Annotated in this window: 18 protein-coding genes; 15 read left to right on the top strand and 3 right to left on the bottom strand. The window is 43.8% G+C overall.

Annotation, left to right across the window (positions count from 1 at the left end; genetic code table 11):
* The first annotated feature begins 85 nt into the window (after positions 1-85).
* The 10 genes from D1151_RS05405 (at position 86) to D1151_RS05360 (ending at position 11,337) form a co-directional block, all read left to right on the top strand.
* Positions 86-1,435 (top strand): MATE family efflux transporter, encoded by a 1,350-nt coding sequence (locus D1151_RS05405; RefSeq protein WP_161908229.1) that lies wholly within the window; start codon positions 86-88, stop codon positions 1,433-1,435.
* A gap of 17 nt (positions 1,436-1,452) precedes the next feature.
* The gene (locus D1151_RS05400; RefSeq protein ID WP_161908228.1) at positions 1,453-2,589 is read left to right on the top strand and encodes a cysteine desulfurase family protein; all 1,137 of its coding nucleotides are present in this window, start codon (positions 1,453-1,455) and stop codon (positions 2,587-2,589) included.
* Between the two features lie 394 nt (positions 2,590-2,983).
* Entirely contained in the window at positions 2,984-4,168 is a 1,185-nt protein-coding gene (thiI, locus tag D1151_RS05395) for a tRNA uracil 4-sulfurtransferase ThiI (protein ID WP_161908227.1), read from the top strand.
* A gap of 72 nt (positions 4,169-4,240) precedes the next feature.
* Entirely contained in the window at positions 4,241-4,570 is a 330-nt protein-coding gene (spoIIAA, locus tag D1151_RS05390; RefSeq protein WP_160201276.1) for an anti-sigma F factor antagonist, read from the top strand.
* Positions 4,560-5,000, top strand: a complete 441-nt coding sequence (gene spoIIAB / locus D1151_RS05385) for an anti-sigma F factor (protein ID WP_160201275.1) — start codon at positions 4,560-4,562, stop codon at positions 4,998-5,000. Before spoIIAA ends, spoIIAB begins: the two co-directional genes overlap by 11 nt.
* The gene (locus D1151_RS05380) at positions 4,990-5,724 is read left to right on the top strand and encodes a sigma-70 family RNA polymerase sigma factor (RefSeq protein ID WP_160201274.1); all 735 of its coding nucleotides are present in this window, start codon (positions 4,990-4,992) and stop codon (positions 5,722-5,724) included. Before spoIIAB ends, D1151_RS05380 begins: the two co-directional genes overlap by 11 nt.
* 211 nt (positions 5,725-5,935) lie before the next feature.
* On the top strand, positions 5,936-7,078 hold the full coding sequence (locus D1151_RS05375) for an acyl-CoA dehydrogenase (protein ID WP_161908226.1): 1,143 nt from the start codon (positions 5,936-5,938) through the stop codon (positions 7,076-7,078).
* 20 nt (positions 7,079-7,098) lie between these two features.
* Positions 7,099-7,905, top strand: a complete 807-nt coding sequence (locus D1151_RS05370) for an electron transfer flavoprotein subunit beta/FixA family protein (protein WP_160201272.1) — start codon at positions 7,099-7,101, stop codon at positions 7,903-7,905.
* Positions 7,906-7,923: 18 nt separating this feature from the next.
* Positions 7,924-9,207 (top strand): electron transfer flavoprotein subunit alpha, encoded by a 1,284-nt coding sequence (locus D1151_RS05365; RefSeq protein WP_160201271.1) that lies wholly within the window; start codon positions 7,924-7,926, stop codon positions 9,205-9,207.
* Between the two features lie 747 nt (positions 9,208-9,954).
* Positions 9,955-11,337 (top strand): MATE family efflux transporter, encoded by a 1,383-nt coding sequence (locus tag D1151_RS05360; RefSeq protein WP_161908225.1) that lies wholly within the window; start codon positions 9,955-9,957, stop codon positions 11,335-11,337.
* On the opposite strand, the gene D1151_RS05355 is transcribed toward D1151_RS05360, so the two are convergent.
* Entirely contained in the window at positions 11,334-11,912 is a 579-nt protein-coding gene (locus D1151_RS05355; protein WP_161908224.1) for a nucleoside triphosphate pyrophosphatase, read from the bottom strand. The genes D1151_RS05360 and D1151_RS05355 overlap by 4 nt on opposite strands.
* Before the next feature lie 81 nt (positions 11,913-11,993).
* Between D1151_RS05355 and spoVAC the strand changes: the two genes are divergently transcribed.
* Genes spoVAC through spoVAE form a run of 3 tightly spaced genes read left to right on the top strand, consistent with a single transcriptional unit; the run spans position 11,994 to position 13,977 of the window.
* On the top strand, positions 11,994-12,470 hold the full coding sequence (gene spoVAC, locus D1151_RS05350) for a stage V sporulation protein AC (RefSeq protein WP_161908223.1): 477 nt from the start codon (positions 11,994-11,996) through the stop codon (positions 12,468-12,470).
* Positions 12,471-12,504: 34 nt separating this feature from the next.
* Positions 12,505-13,587 carry a stage V sporulation protein AD gene (spoVAD, locus tag D1151_RS05345; RefSeq protein ID WP_161908222.1) on the top strand — a complete coding sequence of 361 codons (1,083 nt, stop codon included), beginning with the start codon at positions 12,505-12,507 and terminating at the stop codon, positions 13,585-13,587.
* Between the two features lie 36 nt (positions 13,588-13,623).
* Positions 13,624-13,977, top strand: a complete 354-nt coding sequence (spoVAE, locus tag D1151_RS05340) for a stage V sporulation protein AE (RefSeq protein WP_160201267.1) — start codon at positions 13,624-13,626, stop codon at positions 13,975-13,977.
* A gap of 2 nt (positions 13,978-13,979) precedes the next feature.
* Here the strand turns inward: spoVAE and D1151_RS05335 are convergent, their stop codons facing one another.
* On the bottom strand, positions 13,980-15,059 hold the full coding sequence (locus D1151_RS05335) for a serine/threonine-protein kinase (RefSeq protein WP_161908221.1): 1,080 nt from the start codon (positions 15,057-15,059) through the stop codon (positions 13,980-13,982).
* Between the two features lie 86 nt (positions 15,060-15,145).
* Here D1151_RS05335 and D1151_RS05330 point away from each other — a divergent pair, with 86 nt between their 5' ends.
* Complete coding sequence (locus D1151_RS05330; RefSeq protein ID WP_161908220.1) at positions 15,146-15,586, top strand: helix-turn-helix transcriptional regulator; 441 nt, start codon at positions 15,146-15,148, stop codon at positions 15,584-15,586.
* A 390-nt stretch (positions 15,587-15,976) separates the two neighbouring features.
* Here D1151_RS05330 and D1151_RS05325 read toward each other — a convergent pair whose 3' ends face one another.
* A complete protein-coding gene (locus tag D1151_RS05325; protein ID WP_160201264.1) occupies positions 15,977-16,207 on the bottom strand; it encodes a helix-turn-helix transcriptional regulator in 231 nt (76 codons plus the stop codon).
* A 105-nt stretch (positions 16,208-16,312) separates the two neighbouring features.
* On the opposite strand from D1151_RS05325, the gene D1151_RS17325 reads away from it, so the two are divergent.
* Positions 16,313-16,687, top strand: coding sequence for a TM2 domain-containing protein (locus tag D1151_RS17325; RefSeq protein WP_202620386.1), 375 nt, complete (start codon positions 16,313-16,315; stop codon positions 16,685-16,687).
* The last annotated feature ends 7 nt before the right edge of the window (positions 16,688-16,694 follow it).

Here is a 16,694-nt window from a genome sequence, read left to right as displayed (position 1 = left end):
AGAAGGTTTTATGCATAGGTGATAATTTTCTCATAGGATGGCATGCATAGTTATACTTTTGCGAGGAAAGAAGGACAAAAAATAAATGATAAAACAAACGGAACCCAATTACTATAAACGACTTTTGCTGCTGGCAATGCCAATTGTGCTGCAGCAAATTATTTCCGTAAGCTTGAATTTAGTGGACAATATTATGATTGGAAAACTGGGGCCGTTACCGCTTGCGGCGGTAGGTTCTGCGAATCAGGTCTTTGGAATTTATTCTATGATTCTATTTGGGCTGTTTAGCGGGGCGGCAGTGCCACTGGCGCAGTATTTCGGCGTTAGGGACTTTAAGAGTATTCGAGGGATTGTCGGCATGGATGTAATTCTTTGTTTGGTAATGGGTATTCCTACGGTGATTGCAGTGGTTGTCGCAGCACCTGAGGTTATCTCTTTTTTCGCAGATGATCCGCAGGTAATTGCTCTTGGCACCCAGTACATCAGAATTACGGCATTGACCTATTTGACGGTAGGCGTCAGCTATGCTATTGCGTTTAACTCCAGATCGGTTCAGTCACTAAAGGTTCCGACTATCATTAATGTGTGCAGTATTTTGACCAATACTGTGCTCAACTATCTGATGATTTACGGTCATGGTGGTTTTAGTGCCATGGGAGTAAAGGGGGCAGCTCTTGCTACACTGATTGCGAGAGTTTTTGAGCTGACTGCGTTAATTACATATCTGTGTGTGGATAAGAATCACCCGTTTCATGGGCGAATTAAGGACTTTACCAGCTTTACCATGGATTTTGTAAAGTCGGTGATGAAGACGGCACTGCCAGTAGTCATCAGTGAAGGAGGCTGGTCTCTTGGGGTCAGCTTGACCTTTGCGGCATACGGCAAAATTAGTGCGCAGGCGTTGGCGGTCATTCAGGTCAGTCAGGTTCTCTGCAATCTTTGTCAGTGTGCATCTTTTGGTGTGGGTAATGCAAATGCAGCGCTGATAGGTGCAACGCTTGGGCAAGGGAAAGGGGAAGAAGCCTATGAAAATTCTAAGAAATATATGGTAATCCAGTGGGGACTTAACGCAATCATGTGCGTGCTGATTTTGCTGCTGCGAAGACCGATTGCTGTAATTTACGATTTTGACGCAGAGACAACACAGATGTTAATGCTTTCTTTGGGAGTCTTTGCATTTACTTTGATACCAAGAATGGCGTCCTATGCGGTACAGTCCGGTATTTTGCGCGCCGGAGGAGATACCTTTTTCTGTATGGTGGTAGAGCTTGTCTGCAATTTAGGCATTGAGGTGGCGTTGGCGTATATCAGCGTACTGGTATTTAAACTGCCGCTGCATCTCTGCATTCTGGTAGCATCCGGCGGAAATCTGGTAAAGGCAATTGTCGAATACAAGCGATATCTTGGAAAAAAATGGATTAATACAATCATTTGAGCATATAGGAGAAAAGAATGTTTGTTTATTTGGATAACAGTGCGACCACTCGTCAGTATGAACGGGTGACGGAAGTGATGAAAACTTCCATGGAAGAAAACTATGGGAATCCGTCTTCCCTGCATAAACTGGGACTTGCGGCAGAAAAGCAGATGCGACAAAGCCGCAAAACGGTAGCGGATTCACTGGGGGCAAAGGAAGACGAAGTATTTTTTACATCGGGAGGAACAGAAAGTGATAACACCGCACTTTTTGGTGTTGCTCGCGCAAGAAAACGGACAGGCAAAAAAATCATTACAACTAAGGTGGAACATCCTGCCGTGATGGAAAGCTGTAAGGCGCTTGAAGCAGAGGGCTTTCAGGTGGAATACATCGGCGTGGACGATAAGTGCCGTTTGAATATGGAAGAACTGCATGCTGCCATCAACGAGGACACGATTCTGATTTCGATTATGGCAGTCAACAATGAAACAGGAACGATTATGCCCATAGAGGAAATCGCAAAGATAAAGGAAAATGCGTTGCTGCACACAGACGCAGTGCAGGCCTATGGGAAAATTTCTCTGGAACATACTGGCGCTGATTTGATTTCTGTCAGCGGACACAAAATTCATGGCCCAAAGGGGATTGGCGCGCTTTATGTGCGGAAAGGGATTCGAGTGCCGGCTTTTGTTGTAGGCGGTGGTCAGGAAAGGCATATGCGTTCGGGAACAGAAAATGTGCCCGCCATACTGGGATTTGGCGAGGCCGTGGAGATTTCTCAGAAAACATTTGCTGAACGTGTTAGAACTATGGGAAAAGCCAGAGAACACCTGCTTGCAGGGCTTTTAGATCAGGTGCCTGATATCAAAATTAACAGCCCGGATGATGGCGCGGTAAGCGTGCTGAACATTTCATTTCTGGGAACCCGGGGCGAAGTTTTGCTGCACACACTGGAGCAGGACGATATCTATGTATCCACAGGGTCAGCCTGTTCTTCCAATAAAAAAGGGCGCAGTCATGTGCTTTCTGCTATGGGTCTTACGGATAAAGAAATTGAAGGTGCGATTCGTTTCAGTTTCAATGAATTTAACACCATAGAAGAAATGGACTACGTAATTGATAAAGTGAAAAACGCTGTAAGCCGCTTTAGGAGACTGGGCAGTTTTAGATAATAGTTTGCTGCGAAGAATTAGTAAAGTTTGCAGTTTTAATGGAAGGTTGTGCCAAAAGGACTATTCGAAAGGTATTTGCACAACTTTGCGGATACAGTTGAATGAAAGCTGTGTAAATCAGCGCGAAATAGGTCAATCTGCACAACAAGGTTGTGCAAAATAGGAAATTTGAAGTGTGTGTGCACAACCTTGTGAAGACAGAAATTAGGTGGGTTGTGCAAACTGAAGCAGGACGCAGCTAATCTACACAACTAAGTTGTGCAAGACATGGTAATCAAATGATGTCTGCACAACCCTGCGTATATAACAGGTTCCAGAGTTGTGCAAATCGATGGAGAAGCAATTAATCTGCACAACAGCGTAATGAATTATGAGATAGTAGAAGGGAAAGAAAATGAACGAACAGAATATTTTTATTGTCCGTTGCGGTGAAGTGGCTTTAAAAGGTATGAATAAGCCGTATTTTGAGCGAATGCTGGTAGATCGGATTCGAAAAAATCTAAAGGAATTTGATGCGGTAGATGTGAGACGACATGAAGGTCTAATCTTCGTCAGAGCAGATAAAAAATACGACAAGGAACAACTGATCAAACAGATTTCAAAGGTTTTCGGTGTGGCATCTATCAGCCCGGCTGTGGAGGCACCGAGCAATCTTGATGCAATCGGTGAAGAGGCTGTCAAATACATGATGGAACTGATTGAGACCAAAGGCGTCAAGACCTTTAAAGTAGAGGCTAAACGTGCAGATAAAAATTTCCCGGTCAAGTCGCCGGATATCGGCAGAATCATCGGTGCAAAGGTGCTGATTGGCTGCAGGGTGCTAAAAGTAGATGTGCACAATCCGGACGTTCATCTTTTTGTTGATGTACGTCATGATAAATCTTATATTTATCAGCAGAAAATCGCTGGCTTTGGAGGGCTTCCTCTTGGCACTAACGGCAAAGGCATGGTGCTGCTTTCCGGCGGAATTGACAGCCCGGTAGCGGCGTGGATGATGGCAAAGCGAGGCATGGTCATCGAGGCGGTGCATTTCCATTCCTATCCGTACACCAGCCAGCGTGCCCAGGAAAAAGTAGAAGATCTGGCGCGCATTGTGGCATCCTACTGCGGAAATTTTAAAATGCATGTGATTAATCTGCTACCGATTCAGGAGCAGATTGTACAGAACTGTCCGGAAGAAGAAACCACTATTTTGGTGCGTCGCTTTATGATGCGCATTGCTGAAAAGATTGCCGAAAAGAATCGCGCCATGATGCTGATTACTGGCGAAAATCTGGGGCAGGTGGCAAGCCAGACTGCAGAGGCGCTGGTGGTGACCGATGCCTGCGTGAAGATGCCAGTGATGAGACCGCTCATAGCCATGGACAAAGTTGATATCATGGATAAAGCCGAAGAAATTGGCACCTTTGAAACATCCATTCAGCCATATGAAGACTGCTGTACCGTATTCCTGCCTAAGCATCCGACAACAAAACCAAAACTGGAACGTATTTTGGAATCGGAAAGTCATCTGGATGTAGACGCATTGGTTGATGCGGCAGTGGCATCAGCCGAAGTTGTACAGATTCGACAAAATTAGTAAGATTCCCCCTTTTTCTCTTAAAGACAAGACGCTAAGTCAGAATTATAATAGAGGAAAGGGGGTTTTTATATGGATACAATGTTTCATTTAAAAGACAGTATGCTGGTGGCAGAACTTTGCGGAGAAATTGACCACCATGTCTGTGATAAAATTAGAGAAGATATAGATAAAGAGCTGGAACTGTACGAAGTAAAGCATCTGGTTTTTGACTTTAAAGGTGTAACTTTTATGGACAGTTCCGGAATCGGCGTGGTGCTGGGGCGATATAAAAAACTGAAAAAAAATGGAGGGACTGTAACCATTCGCAGTGCAAACAAGCTGGTAAAGCAAATTCTCGACATGTCGGGAATTTTTACATTGATGGAATATAAGGAAGAGGAGGAAGAAGATGGAGAGTAATTTTGTAACGATAGAGTTTGAGGCAATGCCGCAAAATCAGGGTTTTGCCAGAGCGATTGCAGCTTCCTATGCGGCGCAGCTTGATCCTACCGTAGAAGAGCTGACAGAGATTAAAACTGCAGTATCTGAAGCCGTAAGCAATGCAGTGATTCACGGATATCAGCGAAAGGGCGAGGGAAAGATTGTCATGGAATTTAAGACTATCGACCGAGATAAAATTTTTATTAAAATTGCTGATTTTGGTAAAGGAATACCCGATGTAAAAAAAGCTATGGAACCGATGTTTTCTACAGAGGAAGAAAAGGAAATGAGTGGTATGGGCTTTACCGTGATGGAAAGTTTTACGGACAAAGTTTTTGTAGAGTCAGAGCCGGGCAAGGGAACAGCGGTGACTTTGATTAAGTATCTGGACGTTTACCATGGCATATAAATACGTGCCGATTCCAAAAGCCGATACATATGAACTGATTAAAAAAGCGCAGAATGGTGACGAAGAAGCTTTGAGTTTGCTGTGCGAGCAAAATACAGGGCTTGTAAAAAAGATGGCGCTGAAGTTTACGACCTCTGAGTACGAAGCAGAGGATCTGATTCAAATCGGGTATATTGGGCTTTTAAAGGCAGTCAATAAATTTCAGCCGGAGTTTAACGTGATGTTTTCTACCTACGCTGTTCCAATCATCATGGGGGAATTGAAACGTTTTTTTCGGGACAATGGGAGAATTAAGGCAAGTCGGAGCTTGAAGTCGGAAATCTATGCGCTAAAAAAAGCACAGGAAACTCTTTGTGGTAAAGACGGAAAACAGCCGAAACTGAGCCAGATTGCTGAATTTATGGGGGTTTCCACAGAACGGGTCTTAGAAGTTATGGAGGCTGCAACAGCACTTTCTAATGTGGTCAGCCTTGACAGTCAGCCGGTAGAGGAAGAATATAACACATATTACAGACAGAGTTCGCCGGAAAACAACTTGGATAGCATTATGATTAAGAAAGAAATCGAACATCTGCCCATGCGTGAACGACAGGTGCTCGTACTGCGGTATTATAAGGATATGACGCAGCAGGAAATTGCAAGAATTATGGGGATTTCACAGGTGCAGGTTTCAAGAATTGAAAAGAGAGCCCTGACAGAGATAAGACAAAAAATGGCAGAGTAAAAATTTGCAAGTGAGTCGAAAATAACTCACCTTTTTCTTTCGACAATTTGTCGCAATAAATGCGAAAAACGCTTGCAAAAATCGCTGAAAAGTGGTTTACTATATATGTATGCTGTTATTTTTATAACAAACAAAAACAGCATAGTCTGATACGGTTAAATACTCCTTCCGAAAGGGAAGGACCGTTATTATAATTTAAGGAGGCATTTACATGAACTTTCAACTAACGAAGGAACAAGAATTCGTAAGAAAAATGGTAAGAGAATTCGCCACTAACGAAGTTGAACCATTAGCTGCAGAAATTGACCAGGAACACAGATTCCCAGTGGAAACTGTAGAAAAAATGGCAAAGTACGGCATGCTGGGCGTTCCATTCCCAACTGAGTACGGTGGAGCAGGCGGAGATCACATCTCCTATGCAATCACTGTAGAAGAATTATCCAGAGTTTGTGCATCCACAGGCGTTATCTGTTCTGCACATACTTCTCTGTGCTGCTGGCCGATTTTTAACTGGGGTAACGAAGACCAGAAGAGAAAATACCTGCCAGACCTGTTATCCGGCAAGAAGTTAGGCGCTTTCGGTCTGACAGAACCTAACGCAGGTACAGACGCATCCGGACAGCAGACTAGAGCTGAACTGGTTGATGGTAAATGGATTTTAAACGGTGCGAAAGTATTCATCACCAATGGTGGATATGCTGACGTTTTCGTTGTAATGGCTATGACCGACAAGAAAAAAGGAAACCACGGTATTTCTGCATTCATCGTTGAAAAAGGCGACGAAGGTTTCTCCATCGGTAAGACTGAAGACAAGATGGGTATCTGCGCATCTTCCACTACTGAACTTATTTTCCAGAACTGCGTAATTCCTGAAGACAGACTGCTGGGTCAGGTTGGCGAAGGATTCAAAGTTGCAATGTCCACACTGGACGGCGGTCGTATCGGTATCGCTTCCCAGGCTCTGGGTATCGCACAGGGCGCATTCGACGTTACAGTTGAATACATGAACGCAAGAAAGCAGTTCGGCAAGAAGCTGTCTCAGATGCAGGCACTGCAGTTTGCTATGGCTGATTTGAAGACTAAGATTGAAGCTGCAAGACTGTTAATCTACAGAGCTGCTGACATGAAGGATAAGCACATGGCATACGGAGAAGCTGCTGCAATGGCTAAGTTGTTCGCTGCTGAAACTGCCATGGAAGTAACTACTAAGTGTGTACAGTACCACGGCGGATACGGATACACCAAGGATTATCCGGTAGAAAGAATGATGAGAGACGCGAAGATTACTGAAATCTACGAAGGAACTTCTGAAGTTCAGAGAATGGTAATCGCTGCGAACACTTTCAAGAAATAAGATAGTAGGAGGAAATAGAAATGGCATTTAAGATTATCGTATGCGCAAAGCAGGTACCAGATACTAATGTTATCAAAATTAACCCTAAAACTGGTACTCTTATCAGAGACGGCGTTCCAAGCATCTTAAACCACGACGATGCTAACGCTTTAGAAGAAGCATTAAAGATTAAGGATAAATATGACGATGTAACAATCACCGTAGTATCCATGGGACCTCCTCAGGCTTCTGACCTTCTGTTTGAATGTATTGCAAAAGGTGCTGACGAAGGTATTCTGGTTTCCGACAGAGCAGTTGGCGGTTCCGATACATGGGCTACTTCCAACACGCTGGAAGCTGCAATCAAAAAATGGGAAAAAGAAAACGGTCCTGCTGACCTGATTTTTGCTGGTCGTCAGGCTATCGACGGAGATACCGCACAGGTAGGTCCTCAGATTGCCGAAAAATTAGACCTGCCGCAGGTTACATATGTTGAAGAATTTGAAATCGCTGACAACATGAAAGACATCACAGTAAAGAGACAGATGGAAGATGGTTATGAACTGATCGGCATTAAGACTCCTTGCATGCTGACAGCGATTAAAGAACTGAACGAGCCAAGATACATGAACATGGCTGGTATCTTCGCAGAGAAAGATATCAAAGTTTGGAATGCAAAGGACATCGAAGTTGACCTGACTAAAGTTGGTCTGGAAGCTTCCCCTACTAACGTATTCAGATCCTTCACACCGGCTCCGAAGGCTCCTGGCCAGATCGTTAACGGAGATTCCGAAAACGAACAGGCAAAGAACCTGCTGATCCAGCTGAAGGGTAAGCACATCATCTAATCTGAAGGAGGAATAATAATGGCTATTAAAATCATTAATGATAAATGTAAAGGATGTTCCCTTTGCGCAAAAGCTTGTCCGTTTGACGCTCTGAAGATCGTTGACAGAATTGCTGTTGTAGACGAAGGAAAGTGCACAAACTGTAACGCTTGTATCGCTAAATGTAACTTCGACGCGATTGAAGCTGCTCCTGAAGCTGAAAAGGTTGACCTTTCCGCTTACAAGCACATCTGGGTATTTGCTGAACAGAGACAGGGCAAAATTCAGAACGTGGCACTGGAATTACTGGGCGAAGGTAAGAAATTAGCAAAAGACATCAGCGAAGATACACAGATCTGTGCTGTACTGATTGGTAACAACATCGACCACCTGGCACAGGAATGTTTCGAATACGGCGCTGAAAAAGTATATATGGTTCAGGACCCACTTCTTGAAAACTTCACAACTGACGGTTACACTAAGGTTATGAAGCAGTTAATCGATGAATACAAACCGGAAATCGTTCTGTACGGCGCTACTCACATTGGTCGTGACTTTGCACCTCGTATTGCTGCAAGATGCAACACTGGTCTGACTGCTGACTGTACACACTTGGACGTTAAAGTTTCCAAGTACATCGAATTTGCAAAAGCTAATACTACATTAGATACTTCCACTCTGGATCCTAACGATCCATCCACTGGAATCAAGCAGACTCGTCCGGCATTCGGCGGTAACCTGATGGCTACCATCATCTGCCCTAAGACCAGACCGCAGATGTCCACAGTAAGACCTGGCGTAATGCAGAAGCAGGAAAGACAGGCTGGTGCTACTGGTGAAATCGTAAACGTTAAACCAGAAATTAGCAAGGAAGATGTCAGAATCGAAATCAAAGATATCGTTAAATCCATGAAGGAAATGGTATCTCTGACTGATGCTAAGATTATCTGCTCCGGCGGACGTGGTCTGGGTGATGCTTCTGGTTTTGAACTGATGAAGCAGTTCGCTGACAAAGTTGGCGGTGTTGTTGGCTCTTCCCGTGCTGCTGTAGATGCTGGCTGGATTGACCACTCCCACCAGGTAGGTCAGACTGGTACTACAGTTAAACCTGAAATTTACTTTGCTTGCGGTATTTCCGGCGCCATCCAGCACCTTGCTGGTATGCAGACTTCCGGCTGTATCGTAGCAATCAACAAGGATCCAGACGCTCCGATCATGGAAGTTGCTGACTACGCAATCGTAGGCGACCTGTACAAAGTAATCCCAGAAATCATTGCTGAATGGGAAAACGCAGAAGCGCTGTACGACGCAACTACGAAATAGGGAGACCTAACCCAAATTGCATAAAAAGAGGACGCAAATGCGTCCTCTTTTTGAATGCAATTTGCTGGTAGATTTCTGAGAAGTCGAGTCGATAGTGTAAATGTTTAAACCATTATTCTGAATGGTACTTTTGTAGTTTTATGGTTGTGCAGCTACATGGACTTACTTCGTGTTTGCACAACTTGACTTATGGAAAGTTATGTGGATGAGATTTGGATTTAAGGATTTGCACAACTTCTTTGGAGTAGTGGGATTATAGATGAAATAACTATCACATTTACGTTTAAAATGTTGTGCAAGGTTGAATTGTTTGGGCAGTATTGCACAACGATAATCAGTGATAGGTAGAGTGCAGCGCGTTTATCCCTTAGTAGTTGTGCAAAGGAATGTTGTTTATTAGGTTATGCACAACTCCTTATAGAAGAAGTTGTGCATAATGTAGGTGTGGAAGTGGGGAATTGCACAATAAACCTCAAACAGCGCAAGAATTCAAAATAAAGACGTGAAGTTGGCATCTACCGTTGGCTAGGTTTGCACTAAAACATATCGAAACATTTTATGACTTTTCACTTTGCCTTCTCTTTTCATGGGTCACCAGGATTATTATAGGATTAAGGGCTCCTACAAAAACTTTCTCCCAATGGATTGGATTTTCAATTGTAATGTGATATAATGATGATTGCCCTAAGCTGGCAGAGGTATAGCCCCTTGCAAGTAGAGGGCAATTTTCATAGAGGAGGAAGGGTTATGACAGAATTGACGGTGCAGACAGCGCAGAAACGATTTTATCGAAAAATGCTCATAATCGGGATTCCGGTGGTATTTCAAAACTTAATCAGCTTGGGCCTTAACTTAATCGACACGCTGATGATTGGAATGCTAGGGGAACAGGAACTGGCTGCTGTAGGTGCTGCTAATCAGGTTTATTTTGTATATACAGTTACGCTTTTTGGTCTTTACAGCGGAGCGGCAGTTTACACTGCGCAGTACTGGGGAGCTAAGGATATTGCCGGTGTACGGCGGATGCTGGGGATTGACTATGCGGTAGGTTTCATTTTTGCACTCGTAGTGAGTGTAGCAGCATTTGTTTTTGCACCAAATGTGATACAGATGTTTTCTGAAGATGAAATGGTGATTAAACTTGGCGTGGATTATCTTAGAATCGCTTGCTTTTCGTATGTATTTTCGGGTATGTCATCTGCCATATCCTATAATTCCAGAGCGATTCAGGATTTAAAAGTGCCGACAATAATCAATGCAGTTGCCTTGTGCATCAATGCGGTACTGAATTACGTTTTGATTTTCGGAGTCTGCGGATTTCCGGAACTCGGTGTAAAGGGTGCTGCTGTAGCAACTTTAATTGCAAGAATTTTTGAGTTTACAGCGCTGGTCACCTTTGTCTATACGAGAAAATCTCATCCGTTTAAGACAAACTTGAAAACACTGCTCAATTTTGAAAAATCTCATTTTATGCGTGTTATGAAAACAGCTGTTCCGGTAGTTTTTACAGAGTGTAGTTGGGCGGCTTCCGTAACGCTGATTTTTGCCGCTTACGGAAAACTGGGGACAGCAGCTCTTGCTGTGGCGCAGGTTGCCAATGTAATCTGTGAACTGCTCCAGTCAGCATATTTTGGCGTCGGTAATGCAACGGCAATGCTAATAGGAGAAACTTTGGGGCAGGGTAATAAAGAAGAAGCCTTCCAAAATGGAAAGCGTGCCGTTAAAGTAGTTATGATACTTAACGTTTTTATGACGATTTTGATGATACTCGTTGCAAGGCCGGTGACAGGCATTTATCACTTCAATGGTGAAACCAACGATTTGTTGGTGCATTCGCTGATTGCGATGGCAATTACTCTGACACCGAAGATGCTAGGGTATATTTTTATCGTGGGAACTCTACGAGCTGGAGGAGATACCTTGTTCTGCATGAAAGTTGAGATTATCTGTAACTTGCTGGTGCAGGTGCCTCTCGCGTTTTTCTCGGTTTTGGTGCTGAAGGTTAGCCTACCTATTGCAATGCTCATTGTTGCCATTGGCGATGTTGGAAGAGTAATTGTATCACTGCCAAGATTCAAAAATCGTAAATGGATTAATATTGTGGCGGATATCCCGCAAGAGAACGACTAATTTTCGCTAGTAAGGAGTTCTTTAAGCTTTAGCTGAATCAATTCCCAGGGAAATCCGACTACGGTGTCAAATGAGCCGTTCCAGTGATCGATGTGTTTTGCAAAGATTCCCTGAATGGCATAGGCTCCGGCTTTGTCGTAAGGCTCATCAGTATCAAGATAGGCGGAAAGCTCATCGTCGTTAAAATCCTTGCAAAAGACTTCCGTTATATCATAAAATACGTTTCTAGTAGATTCACCGGCTATTAGAATCGCAACGCCTGTTGCGACCTGATGGCTGGTGTTTTTTATTTTTCTGAGCATGCGGGCAGCATCGCTTCTGTTTTCCGGTTTTCCTAAAATTCCATCCTTATAAACCACCGTGTCTGCGGCGATGATGATACTGCCTGGCGCAGCTTTTTGCTCTACGTAAAGGGCTTTTTTGAGTGCTAGAAACATGACTGCATCTTTAGCAGAAATGTTTTTTGGCAGAGTTTCGTCTATGTCAGCAGGCATGATAGTAGGATTATAGCCGTGTTTGTGCATCATTTCGATTCTTCTTGGCGATGATGAAGCTAAAATAATTGTTTTTTTCATGGTTTTACCTCCGAATAATATTATGGCATAAAATTTGGATTTTGCCAAATACTAATGAAAGATTTATGGGAGGTGACCGAAATGGCACAGAACACAGAGAAAAAAGAAGTACAAAAGAAAGATGTAGCGAAAGCATATGAAAAATATTCTAAGCAGTTCACACCGAAACCAACTTATTTTGCCAATTGTATGCGGGCATTTATTGTCGGCGGACTAGTTTGCACAGCAGGTTCTTATATCAGCAATCTGCTAGTAAGCAAGGGGCTTTCGGAAAAAGATGCAGGCACCTATGTGACCATCGGAATTGTGGCGCTGGCGCAGCTTTTAACGGGCTTTGGCATCTTTGACAGTATCGCAAAGTTTGCTGGCGCAGGCGTTATTGTACCCATTAGTGGTTTTGCCAATTCTATGGTCGCACCGGCAATCGAGTATAAAAAAGAAGGACTTGTACTGGGCGTCGGCGCAAAACTTTTCAGTGTAGCAGGACCTGTGCTGGTAAGCGGGATTACGGCGGCGACAGTGGTCGGGGTAATTTACTGGATGATAGGATTGTTTTAAAGATTGTTTGAAAAACGGTTGTGAGGAGGCAGAAATGGCAGAAAAGAAAATTGGAAAGCAGACGGTGACATTTGATACCTGTCCTTATATCATAGGTTCGGCGGCAGTGGTCGGAAAAAAAGAGGGTGAAGGACCTTTGCGCGATTCATTTGATATGATTTTAGAAGATGATATGTTTGGCGAAAAGACCTGGGAAAAGGCGGAAAGCAAGATGCTGAAAGAGGCAATGCTTGCGGCTCTGCAAAAATCGGGAAAAGAGAAAAAGGATATCGATCTGGTACTCAGCGGCGATCTTCTCAATCAGCTGATGTCTTCATCTTTTATGGCAAGGGATTTACATTTGCCGTTTTTAGGACTTTACGGCGCCTGTTCAACGATGACGGAGTCTCTGCTTCTTGGAGCAATGCTCACCGACGGCGGTTTTGCCCATAATATTATCGTGGGTGCGTCCAGTCACTTTTGCACGGCGGAGCGGCAGTTTCGTATGCCAGTAGAGCACGGCAATCAGAGACCACCTTCAGCGCAGTGGACTGCTACTGCAGCAGGGGCAATGGTGGTATCCGAAAAGATGGCGGACCTGTCGCAAGTCGGCGCTTTGGACGGGAAGAAAGCTGCGGAGCCGGTTTCTCTGAAAAACATAAAGGTTGACTGCGGTACCATTGGTAAAATTATCGATGCAGGGGTAAAGGACGCCAATCAGATGGGAAGCGCCATGGCGCCGGCTGCGGTAGACACGATTCTCAATCATCTGGAAGATACAGGCAGGAAGCTGGATTATTATGATTTAGTTTTGACTGGCGATTTGGGATATATCGGAAAGGATATCGCGGCGGATTTACTGAAAGACGCGGGTCTTGACCCGGCAGCTGTGAATCAGCGGTATGATGATTGCGGCACGATGCTTTTCTATCGGGAAGAGCAGGATGTCCATGGCGGCGGAAGCGGCTGCGGCTGCTCGGCTTCGGTTTTCAGCGGAAACATTTTGCGAAGAATGCGCTGCGGGGAGCTTTCCAGGGTGCTGCTGATTTCAACGGGAGCGATGCTTTCCACCATCAGTCCTTTTCAGGGCGAAAGCATTCCGGGGATTGCTCACGCGGTATCTTTGGCGACATGTTAAAGATCTAAGATTTGCAGGATTAGAGAGGATGAGATTATGGATTATATATATACGTTTTTAATCGGCGGCGCGATTTGTGTCATCGGACAGATTCTCATGGATACTACAAAGTTGACTACGCCGAGAATTTTAGTCATCTTTGTAGTGGCAGGTGTACTGCTTGAGGCAGTTCATCTGTACGAACCCCTTGTGCAGCTTGCCAGCCAGGGCGCAACAACACCGTTGCCGGGATTTGGCTATGCACTTGCAAAGGGCGCCATGGAAGGCGCAAAGGATGGATTTCTGGGTGCTGTCACCGGTGCAGTAAAGGCGACTTCCGCAGGAATTGCGGTGGCGATTGCCTTCGGATATATCGTAGCGGTGCTGTTTAATCCGAAGTCGCCGAAGTAAAGTTATTCAAGGAAGAGGACGAAAACGACCGGAATCAGAAAACAAAGGAATCCTCCCAGGAGCAGGCGACCGGCTTCACGTATGCCGGAGGATTTCTTTTTCCAAGGATATCGGTTCCGCAAATTGAAATAATTGGTGTAGTATATGAGGCACAGCAGCAGGGCGATGGCAGAACCGATTCGATTTACCCAGAGGGAATATCCTGTAAAAGGCTGATTATTCTCTTGGGTAAATTCTGTGGTCATGCTGACATAGGTAAAGAATACACCTGTGAGAAAGACGAGAGAATGCTGCAGGGGTGTTTTTTTCTTGGGAGCCGGTTCAACTGCGGCATTTGAGGTATTTACAGGAACAGCCGCAGCAGGCGGCACGATGCTGTTTTTTAATGCCTGCGCCAGCTGATCGCAGCTTGCGTAGCGATCGTCAGGATTTAATGCGGTGCAGGTCTGGATGATTTTTCCAAGACGGCCGGCAGCCAGAGTTTCGGAAGGGAGACTTCCGGTCAGCATTTTGTTCATTAAAATGCCGATGGAGTAGATATCCGTTCTTTGGTCGGACTGCAGAAAGCCGTATTGTTCCGGAGCAGCATAATCCACCGTACCCATCAGTACGGTGTCCTTTGTTTTGTTGGGATTGTATGTCTTTGCTGCGTCAAAATCAATTAAATACAGATGACCGTGTTTTTCCAAAATAAGATTGGAAGGTTTAATATCACGATGAATGATTTTAGGAAAATGGTCGTGAAAGGGCTTTAAAATTTTACACAAGTCGATGATGATATGTGCGGTTTCCTCTTCAGAAAACAGACGCTTCTCTAAAATTTGTTCCAGATTTTTTCCGTGGATGTATTCCTCGATAATCGTCAGGGAATCGGCATCGGGAATCAGCTCAATGATTTCGGGAACCGATGGAAATGCAGATTTTTGAAGCGTATCGTAAACGGGAAAGCATTCTATTGACGCATGCTTTTTGATGTAGATTTCTCCGGATTCAACATGCTGGACAAGATGTACATCGTGGTCTTTGCTGATTACGGCAATTTCCTTGTAAAAGGAAAGTGTCAGTTGGTTTTCTGGGGTCATGCTATTTCTCCTGCTTGCATTTAATCTAATTGTATTGTAACATATTTGAAAAGAATATCATATAGCATTTTCGGGAGTAAAAGTTTATGAGTGAGAAGACGACGAGAGGCTTATCGAAGATATTAGAACAAGTGAAAGACTGCAGCGAGGCGGATCAATTCATCGATGCCTATAAGGAACGGGAGTTTACATATTTTTATGAATACCTGAACTGGATGATTGGAGTAAAGGGTCTGACTACGTCAGAAGTAGTTGCCGCCAGCGGAATCAGTCGCAACTATGTGTATAACATTTTAAATGGTGACAAGAAAAATCCCGGCAGGGATAAGGTGATAGCTCTTTGTATTGGTGCAGAGATGAACTACAGTCAGACGCAGCGGGGTCTTGAGATTGCAAAAGCCGCGCCGTTGTATCCCAAAGATGAACGGGACGTGCGGATTGCTGTGGCAATTAACAAAGGAATCCGCAGTGTGACGGAAGTGAACCTGCTGCTGGATCAGTGCGGTGTAGAGCCTTTGAAGGTCTGAGACTACTATAGAAGGGGCGTGTGCATATATCCGGAAAAAAAGCCAAAAATATGCATAGCGTATTGAAGAAATCTGCATATTTCTGATGGTTTTGCTCCACATATGCATTTTTATTTTGAAAAAACTCTGAAATAGCAATTAGATTATTCGTTCACAGTGGCAAATATGCATATATAACGTAAAAACCCCGAAAATATGTAGACTGATGTGCATATTTTTGGGGTTTTCTTTAAAAATATGTATTTCACCGTGGGGAAGGCAGTGCAGAATCAAGAGCGTTAAAGTCTGCGACAGACCTCTTCGCTCATATTTTTCGTGCTGTCAGCACAACATCCCCTAACGTTTTTGTGTAAACTATAGGTAAAGGCGTATCTTCGAGGCAATACAGCTTTATTCTTTTGTTGGAGGAACGAACTCCAGTAAATCCTCAATTTTGCAGTCTAAGGCAGTACATAAGCGGGCCAGCACATCGATATCAAGTCTGCTAATTTGATTGTTGCAGTATTTGTTCAGCTGCGTACGCTGCATATCGGCTCTATGGCTCAATTTGTTTTTACTGAGATTTCGTTCTTTTATCAAATCGTTCACTTTAATGTGAATTGTTCCAAATTCGTAATCCATAGAAACCACCTTTCCGGATTATAAAAAATAGTTGACATGTATAGTGTAACCGTATTAGAATAGCTTTATAAGCTGTAAGAAATCTTGTGTAAGAAATTACACAAGATGGATGGAATATTAAGAGAGGTTAGAATTATGAATGAAAATTGTCCGCTATGCGGAGCTCCGATGGAGTCAGATACATGTGATTATTGCGGACATACGAAAGATAAGGTACAGTCGACACTGGCGCAATTATTGGAAATAAATTATACGCAAAATTATGCTTACAGAACCTGTAGTAATAAAGATATAAGGATAGCGCTACTTCTTTGTGTTTTTTTTGGAATACTTGGCGTCCATAGATTTTATGTTGGTGATATCAAGATAGGGCTTCTTTATCTGTTCACCGGTGGCATTCTCTGTCTCGGATGGTTTTATGATATTGTGAAGATTCTACGGGGTTCGTTTCGGGATAAATATGGATTTAGATTGCAATGATGAGAGA

The organism is Emergencia sp. 1XD21-10 (assembly GCF_009936045.1).
GTDB classification, from domain to species: domain Bacteria; phylum Bacillota; class Clostridia; order Peptostreptococcales; family Anaerovoracaceae; genus Senimuribacter; species Senimuribacter intestinalis.
Note: the sequence above shows the minus strand (reverse complement) of the source record. Positions and strands in the feature narration are given on the sequence as shown.